Raw genomic sequence first — 22,838 nt, 5'->3', positions numbered from 1 at the left:
CCAAAGCCACGAAGAAGTGGGATTACCTGGCGTGCCGACGGCCTCTCTGCGCCAGATCGTACATCGCCGTCCCCGCGAGGATGAAGGCGCCGGTGCCGTAGAATTGCGTTTCGTGCGCCGAAACGCTGTCGGGCCGGTCGCCGACCTGCTGGACCCAGCCGAGCATCCCGTCGGGCTGGACCGCCTGGCCGAGCGCCGTCCATCCGCGCACTGCCGCAGGTTCATAGACCTTGCGGTCGAGCAGCCCGTTGTCGACGCCCCATGCAAAGGCATAGGTGAAGAAGGCGGTGCCGCTCGCTTCGGGCGGCGTGCCCGGATCCTGATCGAGCAGCGACGCGGGCCAATAGCCATCGGCCTTTTGCAGCGTCACCAGCTTCGCCGCCATCTTTCTGAACCGCCCCTCATAATAGGGGCGCTGCGGGTCGTCGTCGCCGAGCACCTGCAGCACGCGGACGAGGCCGCCCATCACCCAGCCATTGCCGCGGCTCCAGAACAGCTTGCGTCCCTTGGCATCGCGCTGGCCGAAAAAGCGGCTGTCGCGGAAATACAGGTCTTCGCCCGGATCATAGAGATAGTCGGTCGTCGCTTTCCATTCCGCGTGAACAAAGGCGGCGTAGCGCGGATCGCCGGTCGCTATTCCGATGCGCAGCATCGTCGGCGGTGCCATGAACAAGGCGTCGCACCAGCACCAGCGTTCGGTGCACAGCGAATAGCCGCCGCCGGGCCGGGTGGGGGTGAATTCCAGGCTGTTGGTCCGGCGGTTGGTCAGGACATTGTCGAAATAGGCCCGCGACGGGGCGAGCGCGTCGCCGGCGCCGTTGCGCGCCGCCCATTCCCACGCCTGCGCAATCAACTGGTCGTCGGCGTGGAAGGCGAGCTTGCCGAGTTGCCATGCCTCGGCGCGGCCCAGTTCGATGACCGGGTCGCGGTAGCGTATGTCGCGTTCGGCAAGGTCGGTGAGCGCGACCCAGAAGGTTGCCTGTTGCCAGTCGCGCGGGTTGCGCACGCTCGGCCGCGCTGCCGGCATCTTGTCCCACGCCGCTCGGTGCGCGAGCTGCCAGTCGGCGACGCGGCGCGTTTCGACGAGGATATCGGCGGGCTGCGGCATGACGGGTTCGGCCGGGGCCGCCGCCGAGGCGCTGATCAGCATGAGCGGGGCAAGCAGGCTCAGCGACATGTCACATCCTTTGCGGGGGCCGGAGCGGCCGATGGCGTTGACATATCTCTTTCCCTTTTCGTCCGGCCCTGTCAATAAGGTTGTCAGACAACTTTGATTTTGGACCGAGGGGAAGACCATGCCGAAGATCGTGTCAGCACGCGTTATCGTGACAAGCCCGGGGCGCAATTTCGTGACGCTGAAGGTCGCATGCGACGACGGCACGACCGGCGTCGGCGACGCGACGCTGAACGGCCGCGAGCTCGCGGTGGTCAGCTATCTCGCCGACCATGTCGCCCCCTGCCTGATCGGCCGCGACGCGCACCGGATCGAGGATATCTGGCAATATCTGTACAAAGGCGCCTATTGGCGGCGCGGTCCGGTGACGATGGCGGCGATCGCGGCGGTCGACATGGCGCTGTGGGACATCAAGGGCAAGGTTGCGGGTTTGCCCGTCTATCAGTTGCTCGGTGGTGCAAGCCGGGAAGGCTGCATGGTCTATGGCCATGCCAATGGAACAAGCATTGCCGACACCATCGAAGCGGCGCTCGATTACCAGCGCCAGGGTTACAAGGCGATTCGCCTGCAGTGCGGCGTGCCGGGGATGGCGTCGACCTATGGCGTCAGCAAGGACCGCTATTTCTACGAGCCCGCCGACAATGACCTGCCGAGCGAGAATAGCTGGTCGACGGCGAAATATCTGCGCGTCGTCCCCGAATTGTTCGCGGCGGCGCGCGCGGCGCTGGGCTGGGACGTCCATCTGCTCCACGACGTTCACCATCGGCTGACCCCGATCGAGGCGGCGCGGCTTGGCAAGGATCTCGAGCCCTACCGTCCCTTCTGGATCGAGGATGCGACCCCGGCCGAGGATCAGGACGCGTTCCGCCTGATCCGCCAGCACACGACGACACCCTTGGCGGTCGGCGAGATTTTCTCCTCGGTCTGGGATTGCAAGGCGCTGATCGAGAACCGGCTGATCGACTATATTCGCGCCACCGTGCTCCACGCGGGCGGGATCACGCATATGCGCCAGATCGCCTCGCTCGCTGATCTCCATCAGATCCGCACCGGTTGCCATGGCGCCACCGACCTGTCGCCGGTGACGATGGCGGCGGCGCTGCACCTCGGCCTCGCGATCCCCAATTTCGGTATCCAGGAATATATGCGCCACACGGCCGAAACCGACGCGGTCTTTCCGCATGCCTGGCGCTTTGCCGACGGCATGCTCCATCCCGGCGAGGCGCCCGGGCTGGGGGTCGATATCGATGAGGCGCTGGCCGGAACCTTTCCTTATGCGCGCGCCTATCTGCCGGTGAACCGGCTCGAGGACGGGACGATGTGGAGCTGGTGATGCGCGCACTGCTCTCCCTGGCCCTGCTGTCGGTTCCGGCTGCGGCGGCGGATCACAAACCGCTGCGGCCGGCGACAGCCGCAGAGCAGAAAGCGCGGGCCGCGGCGCTGATCGCCGACTATCGATATGATGACCTGTTATGGGAGAATGACCGGATCGCCTATCGCATCTACGGCCGCGCGCTCGAACGGGCCGAGCCGCCGTCGTCGTCGGGAATCGATGCATGGGGAAAGCGGGTGCGCTGGCCCTATATGGACCGGCAGCTCCGCACCGGTGACCAGCACGCCGACCATGGCGAAGGGCTGGACTTCTATAATGTCGGGACCGGGCGCGGGGCTGGCGGGCTTGGCATCTGGTACGACAACAAGCTGTGGACGTCGCGCAATTATGTCCGGCCGCGCATCCTGAAATCGGGACCCGGTGTCGCCGACTTCACCGTCGATTATGAACCATGGCCGGTCGACACGCTCCGCACCGTCCGCGAGACGCGGCGTTTCACTTTGCCGGCGGGAACGAACTTCACCCGGCTGGTGTCGACGATCGCATCGAATAGTGAGGGCGAATTGATCGTCGGCATCGGCATTGCGAAGCGGCCGATCAATGGAAACCAGCCCGGCGAAGTGAAGCAGGACGGCGCCGCGGCCCGCTTGACATGGTGGGGTCCGGCGGACGGTAACAAGGGCCGGATGGCCGCGGCCGTGATCGTCGATCCGGCATCGTTCGCCGGCTTTGCCGAAGACGCCGACAATTATCTGATCCTTGCCCGCGTCCGGCCGGGAACGCCGTTCGTCTATTACAGCGGCGCGGCGTGGGATCGCGGCGGCGACTTCGCCACCAGGTCAGCGTGGCAGGCTTATGTCGACGCCCAGCGCCCCGATTTCCGGCCGCCGCACGGACCCTAGCCAGCATCGTGGCGCGGTGATAACGCTGGCCCATGGCGGTAACCAAGGCGGCTTCTCTCGCGGACGATCTTGTCCAGCGCTTCGAGGAACAGATCGAAACGGGGGACATGCCGCCGGGATCGCGCTTTCCGACCGAAAAGGCGATCACCGAGGATTTCGGCGTCAGCCGGACGGTCGTCCGCGAAGCCTATTCACGGCTTGCCGCGCGCGGCCTGCTCGTGTCGCGGCGAGGGTCGGGCGCTTATGTCGCCGACGGTGCGCAATATCGTGCCTTTCAGGTGACGCCCGACGAGATCGGCAATATCGGCGACGTCCTGCAACTCCTCGAGATGCGCATGGGATTTGAAGTCGAAATGGCCGAGCTCGCGGCGCAGCGGCGCACCGCGCCGGATTTGGCCGCCATCCGGGCCGCGTTGACGGCGATGGACGAAAGCACCGACGTCGATCGCTCGGTCGCCGCGGACACCGAATTTCACGCGGCGATCGCGCGTGCCACCGCCAACCCCTATTTCATCCGCTTCACGCAGTTCCTGGGGGTCAGGTTGGTTCCGTCGCGCCAGCTCTATTTGCAGGGCAGCGACGCATCCCAGCATCAACGCTATGCGCGGACGATCAACCGCGATCATCAGGCGATCTATGCCGCGATCGAGGCGGGCGATGCGGCCGCGGCGCGCCGGGCCGCCCGGCGCCATATCGAAAGGTCGATGGCGCGCTACCGGGCCCTGCAGGCGGCAGGGGAACGGAGTGGGCCGGGGGCCGGAGAGCATTTTTTGCCGGATCCGAAGGGATAGGGAAACGCCCGCCATGCCGCCGGCGTTTTTCGTCAATGTAACGTTAACCCAGAGGTAACGAATAGGTGACACATGTGTCTGCCTAACTTGATTTCGACTCGTGATGCTCTATGCGGGGGCGCGTGCAAGGTGACCCCGACAATTACATCAGTCTCCTTTCGGCCGCGCAAATCGAGACGTTGCGGCATGTTTTCGAGCATAAAAATTCCAAGGAGATCGCGCGCCTGATGGGCGTTTCGCCGCATACGGTTGATGAACGCGTTCGGCGGTCCTTGAGAAAGTTAAATGTTTCGAACAGGATAGAGGCCGCACGTATATTGGCGCGTAACGGTGTCTTCGATCATGTTACTCCTTATCAGCCTTTGACATATCAACTGATCGACCTAGGCGGCCCTCCACCCGCCAACGATGGCGATCCGGGGCGCAGTACGGCGGGGCGGGTTTTTGATATCGGTTCGCCATTTCCGACCGCGTCCCAGCCGTCCAACCGGCACGGGTTGATGGAAAGGATAATCTGGCCGATCCTGATCGCCTTCGCGACCATTTTGGCTTTTTCCGCCCTCTATTCGATCCTTGTCGGACTAGGTCGTGTTTTGACCTGAACGTTCGATTTGGAATGCTGCGGGGGGGACCGTTGGCATTCCCTTATTTCAAGGGACCATCATATGCTGAACGAAAGAGTTTCCGCAGCGAAGAGGATCGCCACCGAGCTGCATCGTGCCGAAGATGCCGTCGATGAGTTGATGATCCGGATCGCCCAGCTTGCGGCAACCTTGCCGACCGCGCGCCGTGAAACCAACATGTCCGCGATCGTCGGCCAGGAAGCGATGTCGAAAGTCGCGCACGCTCTCGCTGCGGCGGGCGAGGTTCGTCAGCTGCTCACCGACGCGCATCTCGCGCTGACGGTGACGCAAAAGGAGGTGGGCCTCGGCACGCGCATGTTCGGCGCTGGCGTCAAGCCGCCTTCGGGCGCGGCGCTGGCCGACGAAGGCAGCAACGATCATGCGGCTGAAGTGGCCGACCTTTCGTTCGCCAGGGCTTCGTAACCGACAGGAAGGTCGACGAGCCACATGTTGTGGACCGTGGCGTTATATTACGGCGTATTGCTTGTCACCGTGACCGTCGCGCTGCTGCGCGGCGGCCGTCTGGAACGATGGGCGGCGTACACCGCATTGATCGCCTCGGTCTCCACAACGATATTGGCACCTAATCCGGAATGGACCGACATCGAGATCAACATCTTCGTCGTGGACATCGCCGTGCTGGCGAGTTTCTGGCTTATTTCCCTGAAAACTCAGCGTTTCTGGCCATATTGGATCACCGGGTGGCAGCTGATCGCGATTTTCGGACATATCCAGAAGATGATGTTTTCGGAGATATTGGAGCGCCCTTATGCGCTGCTTTCGATGTATATTTCATATCCGATCCTGTTCGTAATTCTTTACGCATCGGGGTCGGCCGGACGGCGGGGTGATGTTGGGGCGTAACATGGAAATGCCCGGGGGGGTTCTCATCACATGCAGCAATTTTCGAACCAAGAAATTGCCGAGCTCAAGACGCGTATTGATCAAATCCACGAATTGCTGGCGACGCGCGGGGGCGACGAACCAGCAACCTTGGCAAAGGCTGCTTCGGTAGAGGCGATCGATGCGCCCAAAGCGATTCTGGTCAATCAGCTCTCATTCAACATCCAGATGCGCCGGCTGCGCAAGAGCCACTTTGGCAGCGCGCAGCTTTCCGGGCCGGTCTGGGACATGATGCTCGACCTGATGCTGGCCGCGTCGAATGGCCGCGAGCTTGGCGCGAGCGATCTGGCGACCGGTGCCGGCGTGCCCTTGTCGTCGGGCCTGCGGATGATCGCCGCGCTCGAAGATCTCGGGCTCGTCCGGCGTTTCATCGACGAACGCGACCGCCGCCGTTCGCTTGTCCAGCTGACCGACCGCGGTGCCGAGCGCATGGCGAGCTATTTCGAAACGATCGGCGCGGCGTGGCAGGACGGCCGGATCGCGGCGTGATCGCCGAGCGGCGTGGGGCCACGTCCGAATCGCCGGTCATTCGATCATTTCGCGCATCATCGCGTTGATCCTTGCCATCGCGTCGCGCTTGATCTGGCAGATGCGCGCCGCGCTGACGTCGAGGGTCAGGCCGATTTCCTGCAGATTAAGCTCTTCGAAGAAATAGAGCTGCAGCACCATTTGTTCGCGATCGGACAGGCGGTCGATGCACTGACGCAGCGCGTCCAGCGCATTCTCCTCCTCATACAGCGCGTCGGCGCCCGGCCGTTCGTCGGCGATCAGAAAATTTCCGCTCTCGGTCAGTTCGTCGAGCGAGGTCGAGCGGCCGTGCATCGCGCTGCGTTCGAGCGCGAAATATTCCTCCGCCGACATGTCGAAGGCCTCGGCCATTTCGGCCGCCGTCGGCGCGCGCATCAGATGCTGCTCGAGGGTGCCGCGAACGGTCCTGATCTGCTTGGTCGCGACCATCGCCGACCGTCCGGCGTCGGCCTCGCGGCGCAGCTGGTCGATCATCGCGCCGCGGATGCGGGTCGAGGCATAGGTGGCAAAGGCAAAGCCGCGCTCCTCATAATGGCGGCTCGCCTCGATCAGCGCGATCAGCCCGGTCTGAATGAGGTCGTCGAGCTCGCTCGTCCGCGACACGCGCGAATAGACTTGCCAGGCGATCTTGCGCACCAGCGGGGCATATTCGTCGACCAGCATTTCGACGCTGCCCGAATAGCCGCGCGGGCGCAGTGCCCCGCCGGCGGTGCCGGCCAGCTGTGGGGCGCCGGCGAACTGGTCGGCGGACTCAATTCTCATGATATTCGTCCTTCATCTGCGCATCCCGGGCGCTGCCGAGGCGCGGGATTTCCGCTCCGATGGTGGCGACGATTTCGGTCTGCTTGTTCGCAGGGATTTCGAGGTAGGAGATGACGGCGACGTCGGGGAACGTCGCGCGCACGAGCCGGGACAGCGCCGGGCGGCAGATCGGCGATGCGACGAGCGCGAAGCTGCGCGTCGATAACAGCAGGGGTTCGACTGCGGCGCCGATCTGCTCGACGATCTTCATCGCCATCCCATGTTCGAACGGCCATTCGGCACCGGGATTGGCGCGCACCGCCTGGTTGAGCAGCACTTCGATCTCGGGGCTGAAGGTGACGACGGGCAGCGGCATGCGGCTTGGCACGATGGTCTGGACGATCAGCGCCCCGATGCGCTGGCGCACCGCTTCGATCAGGTCGCTCTCGCCGAGCTGCTGCGCCGACAGTGCGACGAGCGCTTCGGCGATCTTGCGGAAATCGCGCAGCGGAACGCGTTCGATCAGCAGCGCCTTGCACAGGCTCGCGACGCGCGGCAGCGTATAGCCCTGCGGGCTGAGATTCTGCGCGAGCTGCGGATAGTGGATCTTCAGATTGTCGATCAGTGCCTGCGCATCGTCGATGCCGAACAGCTCGGCCGCCGAGGCGATGATGCTGTTGTTGAGGTGCGTGGCGACGACGGTTGCCGGGTCGACCACCGTATAGCCGGCGGCGATCGCGTCATTCTGGATCGCCTTGGGGATCCACAGTGCGTCGAGGCCGAAGGTCGGATCCTTGCACGGCCGGCCGGTGACCTTGCTGACAAGGTCGCCCGAATCGAGCGCGAGCATTTCATTCGGAAACACCTCGTCCTCGCCGACGATCACCCCGGCGACCGAGATGCGATAGACGTTGCCGGGCAGCGACAGGTCGTCGCTGACCTTGACCGGGGGGACGACGAAGCCGAGCTCCTTCGACAATTGGCGGCGGATGCCGGTGATCCGCGTCATCAGCGGCGCACCCTTGCGGTCGTCGACCATGGCGACGAGCGCATAGCCGATCTCGAGCTGGCACGCGCTTGAGGCGCTGACGTCGGCCCAGTCGATGTGATGCGGATCGGCGGCGGGCGCGGCGGGTTCGGGCGCCGCGGCCAGGTCGGCGGCCGAACGGCGCAACTGCCAGCCGATCGCGCCGGCCAGCGCGGCGGCGGGCAGGATCAGCATTTGCGGCATCGCCGGGACCATGCCGAGAATGAACAGGATGCCGCCGACCGCCATCCAGATCGTCGGCGACGCGAACTGGCTGCCGATCTGGCCGCTGAGGTCGAGCGGCGAATTGACGCGGGTGACGATCGCGGCGGCGGCGATCGAGAGCAGCAGCGCCGGGATCTGCGCGACGAGCGCATCGCCGATCGCGAGCGTGACATAGGTGCTGCCGGCTTCGGAGAAGGAAAGTCCGTGGCTGAAGATGCCGAGGATCAGGCCGCCGACGATGTTGACGAACAGGATCAGCAGGCCGGCGACCGCGTCGCCCTTCACGAACTTCGACGCACCGTCCATCGAGCCGTAGAAATCGGCTTCGGTGGCGACCTCCTGGCGGCGCGCCTTGGCTTCGTCGGGGGTGAGCAGGCCGGCGTTCAGGTCGGCGTCGATCGCCATCTGCTTGCCGGGCAGCGCGTCGAGCGTGAAGCGCGCCGACACTTCGGACACGCGCCCCGCGCCCTTGGTGATGACGACGAGGTTGATGATCATCAGCACGACGAACACGAAAATGCCGACGACATAATCGCCGCCGATCAGCACCTGGCCGAACGCCTCGATGACATGGCCCGCCGATGCCGTGCCTTCGTGCCCGTGGACGAGCACGACGCGCGTCGAGGCGACGTTGAGCGCGAGCCGGAACAATGTCGCGAGCAGCAGCACGGTCGGAAAGGCCGAGAAATCGAGCGGTTTCGACGCTTGCAGCGCGACCATCAGGATCAGCAGGCTGATCATGATATTGGCGACGAAGCTCAAGTCGAGGATCAGTGGCGAAACCGGGATCACCATCAGCGCGACGAGGATCAGCATCCCCGCCGGCAGCGCGGCAGCGCCCGCCATGCGGCCGGCCTGGCCGAGGCTGAAGCCCCCGGTCATGCGGCGCCTCCGAGCGACGCGAGCCGCTGATAGGCCTGGGCGGCGAAGCCCATCGAGAGTTTCCTGGGCATGGGCTGAATATCCATCATCGGGAGCGGCGGCCGGCCGGCGGCTTCGCCGCTGGAGCTCGCCATCTGCATGCGCCATGCGGGGGCAAGGCTTTGGCCGGGTGCCATCACGGGCGCCTCGCCATCGTCGAGCTTGGCACGGAATCGGTCGCGGATTTCGCCGAGGCTGCGCATGCTGCCGTCGGCGGCATAGAAGATCGAGCGGTTCGCGGCGGCGGCGTCGGGCATCATCGTCGCGCCCGCTTGGTCGGGATTGCTTTCCCACGCCGACAGGAATTTCGCGGCGCCGCCGCTGCCGAGGAAATGCGCGAGATACAGGTCGACGGGTTCGGCGCTGCGGCCGATCCGGCTTTCCAGATAGTCGCGATTGTCCGACGTCAGCGCGGCCGCCATGCTCGACGCGGCGGCGGGATCGTCGCGCAGGTCGAAAATCTGCTCGCGGAGTGCGGGATCGCTGATCGACAGGCGCCCCGACGCGTCGCGGCCGATCGCGTTCGCCGCCCAGCCGAGACCATGGTCGGTGCCGTGCCGCTTCAGCGTGGCAAGCCAGGTCTGGCGGGTAAACTGGAACAGCCCGCGTGCCGACGAGGTCGTTGCCTTGGCGGTCGGGTTGAACGCGCTTTCGACCCGGGCGACGTCGAACAGATAGTCGAAATCAATCCCCGTCCGCGCCGACGCGTTCTGCACCGCATCCATGACGGGTGCGGCGACGCGCGGGGCTTGGGGGTTGTTGATCGCATTCATGGCTTTGGTTCCGCTGGTTCAGCAGACCAAAAGCAATCATCGTGCCATTTCTAAAATTCCGTATTGAAACGAAGGATGTTCAATAGGTTAGGGCCGTTCCACGGGTCTGGATGCCGCGGACCTGATGGTTGTTGTCAATCCTCTGACGCGTCCAGTTCTTCAATATGTTGATGCGAATTGCCGCGGCTTCGAGCTGGCCGAGGACCTGCTCGATCAGCACCTTGGCGCGGCTTTCGCCGCCTTCGGCGACGGGCGCGCCGCGAAACAGGATCACTGCGGTCGCCAAGGCTTCGGTCGCGGCGATGATTGCCCCGGCATCATGCCCGTCGAGTGCGCCGACCAGCGTATCGAGCTGCGCCTGCACCTCTTCCATCTGCGCCAGCATCAGGCTGCGCCGCCTTGCTGAAATCGCAGCATGGCTTTTGCGATGACCGTGGAATCGGGAGCATAGCTTCCATTGGCGATAGCGGTGCGCAGCGTCGCGACGCGCGACACATCGACCGTCGGGCCCCGATCGGCGAGTTCGCCGGCCATGGTGATCAGCCGCGCGGCGGGGAGGGGGTCCTGCGCTGACGCGCGGACCGGCGCCCGCACCGCTGCGTTGGCCTCGCCCGCGATCTTGCGCGCGGCGCCCGCGCGGACGATGCCGCCGATGGCTTGCAGCCCGATCTTGCTGTCACCCGACATTTCCGCCTCCTCGGGCGTCCGTCAGAAAAGTGACGGCGCCGCTATCGAAGTCTTTAACGGCCGATGGTCGGGGGGATTAAGCCGGGGTGCCGGAAAAATGACATGGGCCCGATGTTCAGGTTGGGCGATGCGGCGGATAGCGGCCGGTTGCGGACATTTCCTTCTTCGTCACCCCGGACTTGATCCGGGGTCCCGCTGGACGTCGAACCTGCGCTACCTTCAAAAAGCGGGATCCCGGGTCAAGCCCGGGATGACGAAAGGGGTAGCAGGAAACAAAGAAAAACCCGGCGGCGTCGGAAAATCGACAGCCGCCGGGCTGGTGCGACCCAGAGGGCAGAGGGTTCAGTCCTGGAGGCGGGCGCGGCCCGGGCCGGTGACGGTGGCGCTGAGCGTGCTTTTGGCGTCGTTGCCGCGCAGCGCGATCGTCTCGCCGACGCGCCCGTCTTCGGAAGCGATCGCGGCATAGCTGATCGAGTAGCTTTCGGTGTCGATCGTCACGCGGACATTGTCGCCGCGGCGGATCACCGGTGCCGCCGCAGCCGGGCGGGCGTAACTCGCCTGCGTCGGCGTCACCCCGGCGGGACCGGTCATCGGCACCCGCAGGCGCCAGCCGAGCGAGGGACAGCGCACCGCGAGCGTCTGGGCGTCGATCGCGGTGATCGATGCCTGCTCGGGACAGCGCGCCAGCTTGATGCGGCGATCGATCGGGGTCGCCGAACGGCCCATCGCATTCGCCACCATCGCGGTGAGCACGTCGATCGTCTGCCAGTCCTCGCTGGCTTGCTGGGCGTTGGCGGCGGGAGTGCAGGCGATGATGCCGGCAATCAGGCACAGGCTTGTCTTGCGAACCATGATCCATCTCCTTCAGGTCCAAAATGGTCGCGGACCGTCAAGCAGGAAGCGTGCCAGTCGCGCTTTGCGGCGGCGTTGCGCCGCGCAAAAGGGGCCGACGTCAAACTTTTGACTGGCAGCGCGGCAAGACGGTGCTGCCCTTGGCATATTTAATATAACCTATTGAAAAATAGCAATAAATATATTTTGGCACGGCCATTGCATCACGCCTTGTGTCTTCCGCGCACCCGCGCCGGCCACCGCCGGACGGGAACCGCGGTGAAGGAAGGAATGGTACGATGGCATCCGAAAAGCTCTTTGGCCTGCACGCGACGGCGCTTCAGCTGCGCAGCCAGCGCATGATGCTGCTCGCGTCGAACATCGCCAACGCCGCGACGCCGGGTTACAAGGCGCGCGACCTCGATTTCTCGAAAGCGCTCGACCTTGCGCAGCAGGGCGGTTCGGCCGCCGATGCGATGGAGGGCGCGATGGCCTATCGCGTTCCGGTCCAGGCCTCGCTCGACGGCAACACCGTCGAAATGGCGACCGAACAGACGGCCTTCGCCGAAAACGCGCTCGCCTACCGGTCGAGCCTCGCCTTCCTTTCGGGCCGCGTCAACACGCTGACCCGCGCGATCAAGGGCGAATGACGATGAACGGCAATTTCTCGGTCTTCGACATCAGCGGCCGCGCCATGTCGGCGCAACTCGTCCGCCTGAACACCACCGCATCGAACCTTGCCAACGCGGGGACGGTCGCGGGCAGCGAGGCAGGCGCCTTCCGCTCGATGAAGCCGGTGTTCCGCACCGTGATGGACGACCATGGCCGCGCGACGGTGCAGGTCGACCAGGTCACGGTGGGCAAGATGGCGCCGTCGAAACGGCACGACCCGTCGAACCCGCTCGCCGACAAGGACGGCAACGTCTGGGAAGCCGCGGTCGATAGCGCCGCCGAGCTGGTCGAGATGGTCGAGACCGCACGCCAGTATCAGAACAATGTCCAGGTCCTCGAAACCGCCAAGGGCCTGATCAACGAAACTCTCAGGATGGGACAATAAAATGGCCGTCAACAGCATCACCAGCAACAATAATCCCGTGCTCCAGCCCAAGGGCAGCGGCCAGCAGATGGGACAGAGCGATTTCCTGCGCCTGATGACCGCGCAGCTTAGCCAGCAGGATCCGTTCAACCCGGTCGATAACCAGCAGATGGTGGCGCAGATGGCGCAATTTTCCAGCCTTGCCGGGATCACCGAAACCAACACGACGCTGCAGCAGATTTCCGACCAGCTCAAATCGCAAACCGCGCTGCTGCAGGACATCAAGGCCGCGTCGAAGACCCCCACCACCGAGGAAGGATAAGTCCATGTCATTCTATACGTCACTTTCGGGCCTCAAGGGCGCGCAGACCGACATGTCGGTCATCTCGAACAATATCGCCAACGCCGGTTCGATCGGCTTCAAGCGCAGCACCGCGCAGTTCGGCGACATCTTCGCCGCGTCGCCGAGCCAGTCGACGAAGATGATCGCGGGCCAGGGCGCGCAGCTCAACGGCATCACCCAGCAGTTCACGCAAGGGTCGTATGAAACGAGCGACAAGACGCTCGACATGGCGATCGTCGGCGAAGGCCTGTTCGTCGTCAAGGGCGCGCCGCCGACCAACGCCGTCACCTATTCGCGCAACGGCGCCTTCTCGCCGCTCGAGGACGGCCGCGTCGTTGATTCGACGGGCGCGACGATGCAGCTGCTGCCGGTCGACGCCGACGGCAATGTCACCAACCGCACGCTGGCCGGCGCGCAGGATTTCATCCTGCCCAAACATGCGGCGGGCAATGCCGATGCCGCGCTGGTCAATGTTTCGATCGGCACCGACGGCCTCGTCACCGCGACCTTCGCCGACGGGTCGGCTCAGAAGCTCGGCAAGGTCGCGATGGCAACCTTCCCCGCGATGGACGGGCTGCGTCCGGTCGGCGATTCGCACTGGCAGTCGACGGGCGACAGCGGCCAGCCCGTCATCGATGCCCCGGGCAGCGGCGCGATGGGCGCGGTCCGTTCGGGCGCGCTCGAACGGTCGAACGTCGACATCACCGAAGAGCTGGTGCTGCTGATCGCGGCGCAGCGCAATTTCCAGGCGAATGCCAAGGCGATCGAGGGCGCGTCGTCGCTGACCCAGACGATCATCGGCATGCGCTGACCCCCCACCAACCAACGACGACTGATCGCCGCTTGCCGGGAGCTTCCGCATGGACCGCCTCATCTACACCAGCCTTACCGCGATGCGGGGCAGCATGGCCCGGCAGACGGCGATCGCAAACAATCTCGCCAATGCGCAGACGCCCGGCTTTCGCGCCGACATGGCCGAAGCCCAGACCTTGTGGCTGAACGGCAGCGGCGTGAATGCCCGTGCCGTCTCGTCGGAGGAAGTGATCGGCGCCGACATGCGCGCCGGCACCATCACCGCGACCGGCCGCGACCTCGACATCGCGATGCAGGGCGACGCGATGCTCGTCGTGCAGGCGGCGGACGGCGAAGAAGCCTATACGCGCCGCGGCGACCTGATGGTCGCGCCGAGCGGGCTGCTGTCGACCGGCGACGGGCATCCGGTGCAGGGAACGCAAGGACCGGTGACGATCCCGCCCGCCGATGCGGTGACGATCGACGACGAAGGCCGGGTTTTCGTTGTCCCGGCCGGCGGCGATCCCGAAAACCCGGTCGAGGTCGACCGGCTGCGGCTCGCCACCCCGACCGGATCGGACATCGTCAAGGGCCTCGACAATCTGTTCCGCGTCAAGGGCGGCGGCATCCTGCCCGACGATCCCGAGGCGCGGGTCATCACCCGTTCGATCGAGGGATCGAACGTCGCCGCGACCAGTGCGCTCGTCGAGATGATCGAGGCGAGCAAGAGCTGGGATTCACAACTCAAGCTGATCAGCGACGCGCGCGACATGGACAGCGCGACCGCCAATCTGATGCAGCTGCCCCGTTAGAGCACGTCCACAGGAGATAATGACATGAGCTTCGGTGCCTTGCACGTCGCGCGAACCGGTCTGGATGCCCAAGGCTTCCGGATGCAGGTGATCGCCAACAATCTGGCCAACGTCAACACCACCGGTTTCAAGCGCGACCGCGCCAATTTCGAAACCCTGAGCTATCAGATGATGACCCAGCCCGGCGCGCCGTCGTCGGCCGAAAACCGTTATGCGACCGGGCTCAACCTCGGCACCGGCGTGTCGCTCGCCGGCACCGCGCGTATCGACACGCAGGGCAGTTTCTCGACCACCGGCAACGGGCTCGACGTCGCGATCGACGGCGCGGGTTTCTTTCAGATCCAGATGCCCGACGGGCGGACCGGCTATACCCGCGCCGGCAATTTCACGACGTCGCCCGAAGGCACGATCGTGACCTCCGACGGCAAGCCGGTCCAGCCGGCGATCCAGATCCCCGACGGCGCGACCGGCATCACGATCGGCGCCGATGGCACCGTGTCGGCGCAGTTGCAGGGCGATGCCGAAACCACCGAACTCGGCAAGATCGAGATCGCGCGCTTCGCCAACCCGGCGGGGCTGCAGGCGATCGGTGACAATATGCTCCTCGAAACCGCCGCCTCGGGGGCGCCGCAGGTCGGTGCCGCCGGCATCGAAGGCCGCGGGACGCTGCGCGGCGGGATGCTCGAGGGATCGAACGTCAATGTCGTCGAGGAACTCGTCGACATGATCGAGACGCAGCGCGCCTATGAGGTCAATTCGAAGATGATCCAGGCGACCGACGAGATGATGAAAAATGCGACCCAGACTCTCTAAGGGCCTGCTTCTGCTCCTCACGTTTGCGCCCCTGACGGCGCAGGCGAAGGAGAAGGTCGCGCCCGATACCTTTGCGGTCACCATGCCCGCGCCGCCGCCGGCGCCGCCGGCGAATGGCTCGATCTTCCAGGGTGCCTATGTGCCGCTCACCTCGGGCGGCCGGGCGGGCCAGGTCGGCGACATCATCACCATCCAGCTTGTCGAGCGCACCGCTGCGACGAAAAGCAACGCCGCGGGGACGCAGCGCGACGGCAATATCGGCCTGACGCCGCCGTCGACCGGCCCGCTGTCGCTGTTCAACCCCAGCGACGTCGCGATGGGTGGCGGCCAGCAGTTCAAGGGCAAGGGCGACGCGTCGCAATCGAACGCGCTGTCGGGCGAGGTCAGCGTGACCGTCGCCGCCGTCTATCCGAACGGGACGATGCTGGTGAAGGGCGAGAAGCTGCTCACCCTCAATCGCGGCGACGAGCGCGTCCAGATCGCCGGGATCGTCCGCGCGATCGACATCAGCCCCGACAACCGCATCCTGTCGACCCGCGTCGCCAATGCGAACATCCGTTATGTCGGCAAGGGCGAGATCGCCCGCGCCAGCCAGCAGGGCTGGCTGCAGCGCTTCTTCTCGATCATCAGCCCCTTCTAAGGAATTTGAAGTGACCCAGCGTCCCGCCTTCATCGCCTTCCTGATGCTGCTCCTCGCGGGGCTGAGCTTCTCCGCGCCGGCGCACGCCGAACGGATCAAGGACATGGGCCAGTTCCAGGGCCTCCGCGCCAACCAGCTGACCGGTTACGGCATCGTCGTCGGTCTCGCAGGGACCGGCGATGACAGCCTCGATTATTCGACGCTCGGCATGAAGGGTGCGATTTCGCGCTTCGGGCTGACCTTGCCGCCCGGACTGAACCCGGCGCTCAAGAACGCCGCGGCGGTGATGATCACCGCCGAACTGCCGCCCTTCGCCAAACCCGGCCAGCGCCTCGACGTCACCGTCTCGGCGATCGGCAAGGCGAAAAGCCTGCGCGGCGGCACGCTCGTCCTCGCGCCGCTCTATGGCGCCGACGGTCAGATCTACGCGATGGTGCAGGGCAATCTTGTCATCGGCGGGCTTGGCGTCGACGCGGCCGACGGGTCGAAGCTGACGGTCAATGTGCCGTCGAGCGGCCGGATCGCCAGCGGCGCGACGGTCGAGCGTTCGGTCGACACCGGCTTTGCGGCGGGCGACTGGCTGACCTTCAACCTCCACCAGTTCGACGCGACCAATGCCAAGCGCGTCGCCGACGCGATTAACGCCTCGATCCCGGGCAGCGCATCGATGATCGACGGCGCCAGCATCGCGATCCGCGCGGCGGGCAATGGCGACGACCGCATGCGGCTGATGTCACGGATCGAGAATCTGGGCGTAGAACGCGCTGACCCGCCGGCCAAGGTGATCGTCAACGCGCGCACCGGCACGGTGGTGATCAATGGCGCGGTCCGCGTCGGCACCGCCGCGATCACGCAGGGCAAGCTGACCGTGTCGATCAAGGAATCGCCGATGGTCGTCCAGCCGGCGCCGTTCAGCCGCGGCGAGACTGCGGTCGAACAATCGAGCGATATCAAGGTGACCGAAGAGGCGCGTCCCGTCTTCATGATGAAGCCGAGCGCCTCGCTGGCCGAACTGGTCGATTCGATCAACCGGCTTGGCGTCGCTCCCGGCGACCTTGTCGCCATCCTCGAGGCGCTGAGCCAGGCCGGCGCCCTCACTGCGGAACTGGTGATCATATGACGATGCCCATTTCTTCTGTTGGTGCGACCCCGGCGCCTGCCGCCGCTGGCGGCGGGGGCGACGGCGGGCTGCGCAAGGCGGCCGAAGCTTTCGAGGCCGTGATCCTGCGCCAGCTGATGGCATCGATGCGGCAGGCCAAGCTCGGCGACGATATCTTCGGGTCGAGCGCGACCGACAATTTCCGCGAGATGGCCGACGCCAAGACCGCCGACAGCATCGCCGCGATGCGCCAGTTCGGTATCGCCGACATGGTCGAGGCGCAGTTCCGCGGCCGCGCCGCCGCGGCCGCGACGGGAGCCACGCAATGAGCGACCTGCTGAACATCGGGGCGAGCGGGCTGCGCGCCTATTCGCGCGCGCTGTCGACCATTGGCGATAATATCGCCAATGCGCAGACGCCGGGCTATGCGCGGCGCACGCTTGAACTTCGCGAGGCGCTGGGGGCGGGGGATAGTTCGCTGGTCCGCGCCAACGTGCGCCCGGGCGGGGTCGACATTCGCGGCGTCAGCCGCGCGGTCGACGCCTGGCTGACGGCCGATGCGCGCATCTCATCGGGCGATGCCGAGCGTTCGGGCACCAAACTGGCCTGGCTGGACCGCGTCGAAACCGCACTCAGCAATGAAAGCAACGGCATCAAGACCGGGCTCACCAAAGTCTTCACCACCGCCGACCAGCTCACCGCCGATCCGTCGAACCGGACGTTGCGGAGCCAGTTCCTGCAGGCGGTCGATGACGTCGCATCGGGCTTCCGCACCGCGGCGGGCCAGCTTTCGGATATGGCCGAGGGTGTGTCGGCCGCCGCGACCAGTGCGGTCGACCAGTTCAATGCCGATCTGAATGCACTCGAACAGATTAATGCCGGCCTGCGCAAGGCGCGCCCCGGCTCGACCGGCGAAGCCTCGCTGCTCGACGAGCGCGACCGGCTGATCGATGTGCTGTCGGCGCAGGGCGGGGTGACCGCCAGCTTTGACGACCGCGGCGCGGCGACGCTGCGTGCGACGGCGAGCGGCGACGTCCTCGTCGGCGGCGGCGTGGTCACACCGATCGCGGTGACGACGGCCGCCGACGGCCGCGTCTCCTTTTCGATTGCCGGCGGGGCGCCGTTTACGACGTCTACGGGCTCGCTCGCCGGGCTTTCGGAAGCGTCGAACCATATCGCCGGCCAACGCGCCGCGCTCGACACGAAGGCGAGCGACTTTGCCGCGCAGCTCAACGCCGCGCATCAGGCGGGCACCGACGCCAATGGCAACCCCGGCGCCGCGCTCTTTACCGGCACCGCCAGCGCCGCGACACTGACCGCCGCGCCGCTCACCGCCGATCAGGTCGCCGCCGCCGATGCGAGCGGCGCCAATGGCAATATGCTCGCACTCGGCGCGATGCGCGGTGCGAACGATCCCGAATCGCAATGGTCGGGCCACATCGCGACCCAGGCGCAGGCGACCGCCTCGGCGCGCGCGCAGGATGCGGCCGCGACGACACGCGCCGATGCCGCGGCAGCGGCGCGCGGCGAGGTCAGCGAAGTCGATCTCGACCGCGAGGCGGCCGACCTGATGCGCTTCCAGCAGGCCTATTCGGCTGCGGCGCGGACGATCCAGGTCGCGCGCGAAACGATGCAAGCGCTGCTCAGCGCGGTCTAGGAAAGGCGACCATCATGATCAACGCCGTGGGCAATCGCATGACGCGCGAAATCGCGCGCCAGCGCAGCATCGCCGACCAGATCGAGCGCAGCCAGACGCAGATCTCGACCCAGAAGAAATTGCTGCGCGGGTCGGACGATAGCGTTGCCTCGCATCGCATTGCGACGATCGGCACCGCGCAGGCGAGCACCGAGACCTGGGCGCGCAATGTCAAGAGCGCCGAGGCGATGGTTGCGCAGGCCGACACCGCGCTCGGCACGGCGGGCAACCTGCTTTCTCGGGCGCGCGAACTGACGCTGTCGGCGGCGAACGGGTCGATGAATCCCGCCGACCGGGCGAGCGTCGCCGCCGAACTGACGGCGATCGCCGACGAGATCGACAGCCTTGCGGCAACGCGCGACGTCAATGGCGAGCCGCTGTTCGCCGCGAGCAGCGCGCGGACGATGCGCTTCGACACCGACACCAGCTTCGCGCCCGTGCCGACGGCCGCCGACGCTTTCGTGGTCGACGGCAATCCGGTTTCGACAATGCTGCGCGATGCGGCGGCGGCGGTGGGCGGCGGCGACACCGCCATCATCGGCGCCTCGCTCGACACGCTCGCCGCCGGCATTTCGCACGTCGCCGACCAGCGCGCGACGATGGGGCTCGCGGCCGGTCGCCTCGAACGCATCGGCGACAGCCTCGCGAGCCGCAGCATCACGCTTGCGGATGAACGGTCGGGGCTCGAGGACACCGACCTGGCGGTCGCGATCGCCCAGCTCAACGCACAGAATCTGACGCTCGAGGCGGCGCAATCGGCCTTCGCGCGCATCAACCGGCAGAGCTTGTTCGATATTTTGAGCTGATCAGGCTCAATCTTTCGCGCCCGCTGCCGTTAATCATCAAGACGTCCCGTTTTGCCGGGGGTTTGAACCCCCGACTGGAGTAGATTCCGCATGTTTCCCGTTGTCGGCATCATCGTATTGATCCTGCTGGTGTTCGGGGGCTTCGCGCTGACCGGCGGCAATCTCGAACCCGTGCTTCATGCGCTGCCGCACGAAATGCTGATCATCGGCGGCGCCGCGATCGGCTCGCTGATCATCGGCAATTCGGGCAAGGAACTGAAAGCGCTCGGCGGCGGGCTCGGCAAGGTGTTCAAGGGCCCGACCTACCAGAAGGCCGATTATCTCGACTGCATCCTGCTCGTCTCGACGCTGATGAAGATGATGCGCACCGAGGGGCCCGTCGCGGTCGAGCCGCATATCGAGGATCCGGCCAGCTCGCCGCTCTTCCAGCAATATCCCAAGCTTCTGAAGGACCAGACGCTCGTCCACCTGATCTGCGATACGCTGCGCCTGGTCGTCGTGTCGTCGGGGACGCTCGACCCGCATGCGGTCGAGGAGGTCATGGACAGTGCGCTGAAAAGCCATCACCACCATGCGATCAAGCCCGCCGACGGGCTGCAGAGCCTCGCCGACGCGCTCCCGGCGCTCGGCATTGTCGCCGCGGTGCTCGGCGTCGTGAAGACGATGGGGTCGATCGACAAACCGCCCGAGGTCCTCGGCGCGATGATCGGGTCGGCGCTCGTCGGGACATTTCTTGGCGTGCTGCTCGCCTATGGCCTGGTCGGCCCGTTCGCGACGCGTGCGCGCACGGTGATCGAAAGCGATGCCGCCATCTATCATACGGTAAAGCAGCTGATCATCGCCTCGCTGCACGGCCATCCGCAGCCGCTGGTGATCGAAGCGGCCCGTTCGGGCGTCGACCATGCGAACCAGCCGAGCTTCGCCGAAGTCTTTGACGGAATGCGCGGTCGCTGATGGCCGCGCGTCCGAACACCCCGGTTCGCCCGATCATCGTCAAGAAGATCATCGAGGCACCGCACGCCGCGCACCATGGCGGTGCGTGGAAGGTCGCCTATGCCGACTTCGTTACCGCGATGATGGCCTTCTTCCTCTTGATGTGGCTGCTTGGCGCGACGACCGAGAAGCAGCGCAAGGCGCTTGCCGACTATTTCGCGCCGACGCTCGTCAAGACGAAACAGGAAAGCGCGGGCTCAAACGGCATGTTCGGCGGCGATTCGATCGTCTCGGCCGACGATTATCCGCACGCGGCCGGCCAGACCGGGTCGCGCTCGATCACCATCCCCAAGGACGCCGTGGGCGGGCCCAAGGAGGCGTCGGGCCGCGAGAGCGAGCGGATGAAGTTCCAGCAGGTCGCGAAATCGCTGATCGAGCGCGTGCAGAAAAAGGGCGATCTCAAGCGCCTCGCGCGCAACCTGCGTTTTACCGAAACCACCGAAGGGCTGCGCATCGACGTCATCGACGATGCCGATTTTTCGATGTTCGCCAGCGGCACCAGCCAGTTGACCCCCGACGGCGCGCGGCTGTTCCGGGAAATCGCGGAACCGATCGCGCACGTTCCCAACCGGCTGATGATCCGCGGCCACACCGACGCTGCGCCCTGGTCGGCCAAATCGGGGACCAACAACTGGCGCCTGTCGGTCGACCGTGCCGAGGTGGTTCGCCACTATCTTGAGTTTCGCGGCATCGGCACCGAGCGCTTCTCGCGTATCGAAGGTGTGGCCGATCGTGAGCCTTATCTGCCGTCGGATCGATTCGATCCGCGCAACCGGCGCATTTCGATCACGCTCGGCTGGGGCGGTGCCGGAAACAATTAGTGCCAATCTGGCAGCGTTGAATTGCTTAACGACGCAATCGCGGGAGCATTGCTGCCAACTTAGCAATAACCCTTTGTTTTGAATGGGTTATGGCAAAGTGAATAAGCTTTTGTTTACCATTTTCGTCAATCTCTGGATCCATGGAAGGCGCCGATTGGGGGGCGCGGTGGAGACGGTAATGAACGTGGGGCAGAACAACGGCGGCGCGGGGGCGCTTGAAACGCTGATCATCGGGACCAGCCCGGCGACGCAGCGGCTGCGCGAAATGATCCGCCGCGTCGCACGGTCGAACGCATCGGTCATGCTGTGCGGCCCGTCGGGTTCGGGCAAGGAACTCGTCGCCCGTGCCATCCACGACGAGGGCGTCCGTTCGGGCAAGCCCTTTGCCGCGATCAACTGCGGCGCCATCCCCGGCGAACTCATCGAATCCGAATTGTTCGGCCATGAAAAAGGCTCGTTCACCGGCGCCACCGCCCGCCGCCTCGGTCATTTCGAGGCGAGTGAAGGCGGCACCGTCTTTCTCGACGAAATCGGCGACATGCGGTTCGACATGCAGGTCAAGCTGCTCCGTGTGCTCGAAGACCGGACGATCGTCCGCGTCGGCAGCAGCGATGTCCGCAGCGTCGATGTTCGGGTTATCTCGGCGACGCATCAGGATCTCGATGCCGCGATCGCCGACGGCAAATTCCGCGAAGACCTGTTCTTCCGGCTCGGCGTGGTTGTGTTGCAGGTCCCCAGCCTCGCCAGCCGCGTCGAGGATATTCCGGCGCTGATCCGCCACTTCCAACGCCAGATGCCGGCCGACGCCAAGTGCCGTTATGACGATGCGGCGATGGCGCTGCTGATGCAGCATGGCTGGCCGGGCAATGTGCGCGAACTGCGCAATTTCGTCGAGCGCGCCAGCGTTCTTCACGGCGGCGAGACGCTTGGCGTCGAAGACGTCATCATGCTTTTGAACCCCACCGCTGCCTTTACGCCCGTACGGGCTGTTCCCGGCAGCCCCGTCCTGGTGCAGACCAGCGCGGAAGAACATGCTGCCCCGGCGGCGCACGCCAAGACGCCGGCGCCCGGCCGCCCGATCGATCTGAAACGCGAGATCGAAACGATCGAACTCGAACAGATCCACGTCGCGCTCGACCTGGCCGACGGCATTATTTCCGAAGCGGCGCGCCTGCTCACGCTCAAGCGCACGACGCTGATCGAGAAGATGCGCAAATATGGCGTCCAGCAAGCGGCCTGACCCGCTGCGGACAAGATTCCAGTTTGAATAGGGGACTCTGGTCCGTCCCCTTGCAACCACCCGGTCGCCCGTCCCCACCTTGGGCGGCCGGGTGATCTCCTTTGGCGGCGATATCCTTTGCAACCCAAGACGAATTGACCGCTTGCGGGGCCGGAAGCTGCCGTTCTTCTCCCCTCCCTTTTAGGGAGGGGCCGGGGGTGGGTAGCCGCCGAAGGCGGCGCTCTTCCTCTTGCTCGCTGCGCTCGCGGCCCACCCCAAACCCCACCCAAAAAGGGAGGGGAATGTCTC

28 protein-coding genes are annotated in these 22,838 nt (G+C 65.4%); 21 read left to right on the top strand and 7 right to left on the bottom strand.

The window, feature by feature from the left end; translation table 11 throughout:
- Window positions 1–22: 22 nt before the first annotated feature.
- Complete coding sequence (locus FHR22_RS21750; RefSeq protein WP_166946300.1) at window positions 23–1,177, bottom strand: glycoside hydrolase family 88/105 protein; 1,155 nt, start codon at window positions 1,175–1,177, stop codon at window positions 23–25.
- 118 nt (window positions 1,178–1,295) lie between these two features.
- Here FHR22_RS21750 and manD point away from each other — a divergent pair, with 118 nt between their 5' ends.
- The 7 genes from manD to FHR22_RS21715 all read left to right on the top strand — a co-directional run bounded on the left by manD (window position 1,296) and on the right by FHR22_RS21715 (window position 6,215).
- Window positions 1,296–2,507, top strand: a complete 1,212-nt coding sequence (gene manD, locus FHR22_RS21745) for a D-mannonate dehydratase ManD (protein ID WP_166946298.1) — start codon at window positions 1,296–1,298, stop codon at window positions 2,505–2,507.
- Window positions 2,507–3,409: a DUF4861 family protein gene (locus tag FHR22_RS21740; RefSeq protein ID WP_166946296.1), complete on the top strand. Its 903-nt coding sequence runs from the start codon at window positions 2,507–2,509 to the stop codon at window positions 3,407–3,409. The genes manD and FHR22_RS21740 overlap by 1 nt, the downstream gene beginning before the upstream one ends.
- A gap of 32 nt (window positions 3,410–3,441) precedes the next feature.
- On the top strand, window positions 3,442–4,200 hold the full coding sequence (locus tag FHR22_RS21735) for a FadR/GntR family transcriptional regulator (protein ID WP_166946294.1): 759 nt from the start codon (window positions 3,442–3,444) through the stop codon (window positions 4,198–4,200).
- Between the two features lie 110 nt (window positions 4,201–4,310).
- Window positions 4,311–4,802 carry a response regulator transcription factor gene (locus FHR22_RS21730; RefSeq protein WP_166946292.1) on the top strand — a complete coding sequence of 164 codons (492 nt, stop codon included), beginning with the start codon at window positions 4,311–4,313 and terminating at the stop codon, window positions 4,800–4,802.
- A 63-nt stretch (window positions 4,803–4,865) separates the two neighbouring features.
- Window positions 4,866–5,246 carry a hypothetical protein gene (locus tag FHR22_RS21725; protein ID WP_166946290.1) on the top strand — a complete coding sequence of 127 codons (381 nt, stop codon included), beginning with the start codon at window positions 4,866–4,868 and terminating at the stop codon, window positions 5,244–5,246.
- Between the two features lie 24 nt (window positions 5,247–5,270).
- Window positions 5,271–5,687, top strand: a complete 417-nt coding sequence (locus FHR22_RS21720) for a hypothetical protein (protein WP_243853977.1) — start codon at window positions 5,271–5,273, stop codon at window positions 5,685–5,687.
- A 30-nt stretch (window positions 5,688–5,717) separates the two neighbouring features.
- Window positions 5,718–6,215, top strand: coding sequence for a MarR family winged helix-turn-helix transcriptional regulator (locus FHR22_RS21715; RefSeq protein WP_166946288.1), 498 nt, complete (start codon window positions 5,718–5,720; stop codon window positions 6,213–6,215).
- Between the two features lie 36 nt (window positions 6,216–6,251).
- Here FHR22_RS21715 and FHR22_RS21710 read toward each other — a convergent pair whose 3' ends face one another.
- The 6 genes from FHR22_RS21710 to FHR22_RS21685 form a co-directional block, all read right to left on the bottom strand.
- The gene (locus FHR22_RS21710) at window positions 6,252–7,016 is read right to left on the bottom strand and encodes a sigma-70 family RNA polymerase sigma factor (protein ID WP_166946286.1); all 765 of its coding nucleotides are present in this window, start codon (window positions 7,014–7,016) and stop codon (window positions 6,252–6,254) included.
- On the bottom strand, window positions 7,006–9,129 hold the full coding sequence (gene flhA / locus FHR22_RS21705) for a flagellar biosynthesis protein FlhA (RefSeq protein WP_166946284.1): 2,124 nt from the start codon (window positions 9,127–9,129) through the stop codon (window positions 7,006–7,008). The genes FHR22_RS21710 and flhA overlap by 11 nt, the downstream gene beginning before the upstream one ends.
- Complete coding sequence (locus tag FHR22_RS21700; protein WP_166946282.1) at window positions 9,126–9,941, bottom strand: transglycosylase SLT domain-containing protein; 816 nt, start codon at window positions 9,939–9,941, stop codon at window positions 9,126–9,128. The genes flhA and FHR22_RS21700 overlap by 4 nt, the downstream gene beginning before the upstream one ends.
- A 79-nt stretch (window positions 9,942–10,020) precedes the next feature.
- Window positions 10,021–10,326, bottom strand: a complete 306-nt coding sequence (locus tag FHR22_RS21695) for a hypothetical protein (RefSeq protein WP_166946280.1) — start codon at window positions 10,324–10,326, stop codon at window positions 10,021–10,023.
- Window positions 10,326–10,628, bottom strand: coding sequence for a flagellar biosynthesis anti-sigma factor FlgM (flgM, locus tag FHR22_RS21690; protein WP_166946278.1), 303 nt, complete (start codon window positions 10,626–10,628; stop codon window positions 10,326–10,328). The genes FHR22_RS21695 and flgM overlap by 1 nt, the downstream gene beginning before the upstream one ends.
- Window positions 10,629–10,970: 342 nt before the next feature.
- Complete coding sequence (locus FHR22_RS21685; protein ID WP_166946276.1) at window positions 10,971–11,480, bottom strand: flagella basal body P-ring formation protein FlgA; 510 nt, start codon at window positions 11,478–11,480, stop codon at window positions 10,971–10,973.
- A 278-nt stretch (window positions 11,481–11,758) separates the two neighbouring features.
- On the opposite strand from FHR22_RS21685, the gene flgB reads away from it, so the two are divergent.
- The 14 genes from flgB (at window position 11,759) to FHR22_RS21615 (ending at window position 22,550) form a co-directional block, all read left to right on the top strand.
- A complete protein-coding gene (gene flgB, locus FHR22_RS21680) occupies window positions 11,759–12,109 on the top strand; it encodes a flagellar basal body rod protein FlgB (RefSeq protein WP_166946274.1) in 351 nt (116 codons plus the stop codon).
- Window positions 12,106–12,516 (top strand): flagellar basal body rod protein FlgC, encoded by a 411-nt coding sequence (gene flgC / locus FHR22_RS21675; RefSeq protein ID WP_166946272.1) that lies wholly within the window; start codon window positions 12,106–12,108, stop codon window positions 12,514–12,516. Before flgB ends, flgC begins: the two co-directional genes overlap by 4 nt.
- A gap of 1 nt (window position 12,517) precedes the next feature.
- Complete coding sequence (locus FHR22_RS21670; protein ID WP_166946270.1) at window positions 12,518–12,817, top strand: flagellar hook assembly protein FlgD; 300 nt, start codon at window positions 12,518–12,520, stop codon at window positions 12,815–12,817.
- Window positions 12,818–12,821: 4 nt separating this feature from the next.
- The gene (locus tag FHR22_RS21665; protein WP_166946268.1) at window positions 12,822–13,649 is read left to right on the top strand and encodes a flagellar hook-basal body complex protein; all 828 of its coding nucleotides are present in this window, start codon (window positions 12,822–12,824) and stop codon (window positions 13,647–13,649) included.
- Between the two features lie 49 nt (window positions 13,650–13,698).
- Complete coding sequence (locus FHR22_RS21660; RefSeq protein ID WP_166946266.1) at window positions 13,699–14,442, top strand: flagellar basal body rod protein FlgF; 744 nt, start codon at window positions 13,699–13,701, stop codon at window positions 14,440–14,442.
- A 24-nt stretch (window positions 14,443–14,466) separates the two neighbouring features.
- Entirely contained in the window at window positions 14,467–15,255 is a 789-nt protein-coding gene (gene flgG / locus FHR22_RS21655; RefSeq protein ID WP_166946264.1) for a flagellar basal-body rod protein FlgG, read from the top strand.
- Entirely contained in the window at window positions 15,236–15,895 is a 660-nt protein-coding gene (locus tag FHR22_RS21650; protein WP_166946262.1) for a flagellar basal body L-ring protein FlgH, read from the top strand. Before flgG ends, FHR22_RS21650 begins: the two co-directional genes overlap by 20 nt.
- A gap of 43 nt (window positions 15,896–15,938) precedes the next feature.
- Window positions 15,939–17,015 (top strand): flagellar basal body P-ring protein FlgI, encoded by a 1,077-nt coding sequence (locus tag FHR22_RS21645; protein WP_166946396.1) that lies wholly within the window; start codon window positions 15,939–15,941, stop codon window positions 17,013–17,015.
- A complete protein-coding gene (locus FHR22_RS21640) occupies window positions 17,012–17,323 on the top strand; it encodes a rod-binding protein (RefSeq protein WP_208417868.1) in 312 nt (103 codons plus the stop codon). Before FHR22_RS21645 ends, FHR22_RS21640 begins: the two co-directional genes overlap by 4 nt.
- Window positions 17,320–18,651: a flagellar hook-associated protein FlgK gene (flgK, locus tag FHR22_RS21635; RefSeq protein ID WP_166946260.1), complete on the top strand. Its 1,332-nt coding sequence runs from the start codon at window positions 17,320–17,322 to the stop codon at window positions 18,649–18,651. The genes FHR22_RS21640 and flgK overlap by 4 nt, the downstream gene beginning before the upstream one ends.
- A 14-nt stretch (window positions 18,652–18,665) precedes the next feature.
- Complete coding sequence (locus FHR22_RS21630; RefSeq protein WP_166946258.1) at window positions 18,666–19,496, top strand: flagellin; 831 nt, start codon at window positions 18,666–18,668, stop codon at window positions 19,494–19,496.
- 90 nt (window positions 19,497–19,586) lie between these two features.
- Window positions 19,587–20,450 (top strand): flagellar motor stator protein MotA, encoded by an 864-nt coding sequence (gene motA, locus FHR22_RS21625; protein ID WP_166946254.1) that lies wholly within the window; start codon window positions 19,587–19,589, stop codon window positions 20,448–20,450.
- Window positions 20,450–21,310 (top strand): flagellar motor protein MotB, encoded by an 861-nt coding sequence (locus FHR22_RS21620; RefSeq protein WP_166946251.1) that lies wholly within the window; start codon window positions 20,450–20,452, stop codon window positions 21,308–21,310. The genes motA and FHR22_RS21620 overlap by 1 nt, the downstream gene beginning before the upstream one ends.
- A 178-nt stretch (window positions 21,311–21,488) precedes the next feature.
- The gene (locus FHR22_RS21615; RefSeq protein WP_208417867.1) at window positions 21,489–22,550 is read left to right on the top strand and encodes a sigma-54 interaction domain-containing protein; all 1,062 of its coding nucleotides are present in this window, start codon (window positions 21,489–21,491) and stop codon (window positions 22,548–22,550) included.
- Window positions 22,551–22,838 lie beyond the last annotated feature (288 nt).

Source organism: Sphingopyxis panaciterrae, from assembly GCF_011762125.1.
Taxonomy (GTDB): Bacteria; Pseudomonadota; Alphaproteobacteria; order Sphingomonadales; family Sphingomonadaceae; genus Sphingopyxis; species Sphingopyxis panaciterrae.
Note: the sequence above shows the minus strand (reverse complement) of the source record. Positions and strands in the feature narration are given on the sequence as shown.

Excerpts from the sequence above, each read along its gene's own strand:
- FHR22_RS21750 (WP_166946300.1), bottom strand. The coding sequence starts at position 1,177 with ATGTCGCTGAGCCTGCTTGCCCCGCTCATGCTGATCAGCGCCTCGGCG.
- manD (WP_166946298.1), top strand. The coding sequence starts at position 1,296 with ATGCCGAAGATCGTGTCAGCACGCGTTATCGTGACAAGCCCGGGGCGC.
- FHR22_RS21740 (WP_166946296.1), top strand. The coding sequence starts at position 2,507 with ATGCGCGCACTGCTCTCCCTGGCCCTGCTGTCGGTTCCGGCTGCGGCG.
- FHR22_RS21735 (WP_166946294.1), top strand. The coding sequence starts at position 3,442 with ATGGCGGTAACCAAGGCGGCTTCTCTCGCGGACGATCTTGTCCAGCGC.
- FHR22_RS21730 (WP_166946292.1), top strand. The coding sequence starts at position 4,311 with ATGCGGGGGCGCGTGCAAGGTGACCCCGACAATTACATCAGTCTCCTT.
- FHR22_RS21725 (WP_166946290.1), top strand. The coding sequence starts at position 4,866 with ATGCTGAACGAAAGAGTTTCCGCAGCGAAGAGGATCGCCACCGAGCTG.
- FHR22_RS21720 (WP_243853977.1), top strand. The coding sequence starts at position 5,271 with ATGTTGTGGACCGTGGCGTTATATTACGGCGTATTGCTTGTCACCGTG.
- FHR22_RS21715 (WP_166946288.1), top strand. The coding sequence starts at position 5,718 with ATGCAGCAATTTTCGAACCAAGAAATTGCCGAGCTCAAGACGCGTATT.
- FHR22_RS21710 (WP_166946286.1), bottom strand. The coding sequence starts at position 7,016 with ATGAGAATTGAGTCCGCCGACCAGTTCGCCGGCGCCCCACAGCTGGCC.
- flhA (WP_166946284.1), bottom strand. The coding sequence starts at position 9,129 with ATGACCGGGGGCTTCAGCCTCGGCCAGGCCGGCCGCATGGCGGGCGCT.
- FHR22_RS21700 (WP_166946282.1), bottom strand. The coding sequence starts at position 9,941 with ATGAATGCGATCAACAACCCCCAAGCCCCGCGCGTCGCCGCACCCGTC.
- FHR22_RS21695 (WP_166946280.1), bottom strand. The coding sequence starts at position 10,326 with ATGCTGGCGCAGATGGAAGAGGTGCAGGCGCAGCTCGATACGCTGGTC.
- flgM (WP_166946278.1), bottom strand. The coding sequence starts at position 10,628 with ATGTCGGGTGACAGCAAGATCGGGCTGCAAGCCATCGGCGGCATCGTC.
- FHR22_RS21685 (WP_166946276.1), bottom strand. The coding sequence starts at position 11,480 with ATGGTTCGCAAGACAAGCCTGTGCCTGATTGCCGGCATCATCGCCTGC.
- flgB (WP_166946274.1), top strand. The coding sequence starts at position 11,759 with ATGGCATCCGAAAAGCTCTTTGGCCTGCACGCGACGGCGCTTCAGCTG.
- flgC (WP_166946272.1), top strand. The coding sequence starts at position 12,106 with ATGACGATGAACGGCAATTTCTCGGTCTTCGACATCAGCGGCCGCGCC.
- FHR22_RS21670 (WP_166946270.1), top strand. The coding sequence starts at position 12,518 with ATGGCCGTCAACAGCATCACCAGCAACAATAATCCCGTGCTCCAGCCC.
- FHR22_RS21665 (WP_166946268.1), top strand. The coding sequence starts at position 12,822 with ATGTCATTCTATACGTCACTTTCGGGCCTCAAGGGCGCGCAGACCGAC.
- FHR22_RS21660 (WP_166946266.1), top strand. The coding sequence starts at position 13,699 with ATGGACCGCCTCATCTACACCAGCCTTACCGCGATGCGGGGCAGCATG.
- flgG (WP_166946264.1), top strand. The coding sequence starts at position 14,467 with ATGAGCTTCGGTGCCTTGCACGTCGCGCGAACCGGTCTGGATGCCCAA.
- FHR22_RS21650 (WP_166946262.1), top strand. The coding sequence starts at position 15,236 with ATGCGACCCAGACTCTCTAAGGGCCTGCTTCTGCTCCTCACGTTTGCG.
- FHR22_RS21645 (WP_166946396.1), top strand. The coding sequence starts at position 15,939 with ATGCTGCTCCTCGCGGGGCTGAGCTTCTCCGCGCCGGCGCACGCCGAA.
- FHR22_RS21640 (WP_208417868.1), top strand. The coding sequence starts at position 17,012 with ATGACGATGCCCATTTCTTCTGTTGGTGCGACCCCGGCGCCTGCCGCC.
- flgK (WP_166946260.1), top strand. The coding sequence starts at position 17,320 with ATGAGCGACCTGCTGAACATCGGGGCGAGCGGGCTGCGCGCCTATTCG.
- FHR22_RS21630 (WP_166946258.1), top strand. The coding sequence starts at position 18,666 with ATGATCAACGCCGTGGGCAATCGCATGACGCGCGAAATCGCGCGCCAG.
- motA (WP_166946254.1), top strand. The coding sequence starts at position 19,587 with ATGTTTCCCGTTGTCGGCATCATCGTATTGATCCTGCTGGTGTTCGGG.
- FHR22_RS21620 (WP_166946251.1), top strand. The coding sequence starts at position 20,450 with ATGGCCGCGCGTCCGAACACCCCGGTTCGCCCGATCATCGTCAAGAAG.
- FHR22_RS21615 (WP_208417867.1), top strand. The coding sequence starts at position 21,489 with ATGAACGTGGGGCAGAACAACGGCGGCGCGGGGGCGCTTGAAACGCTG.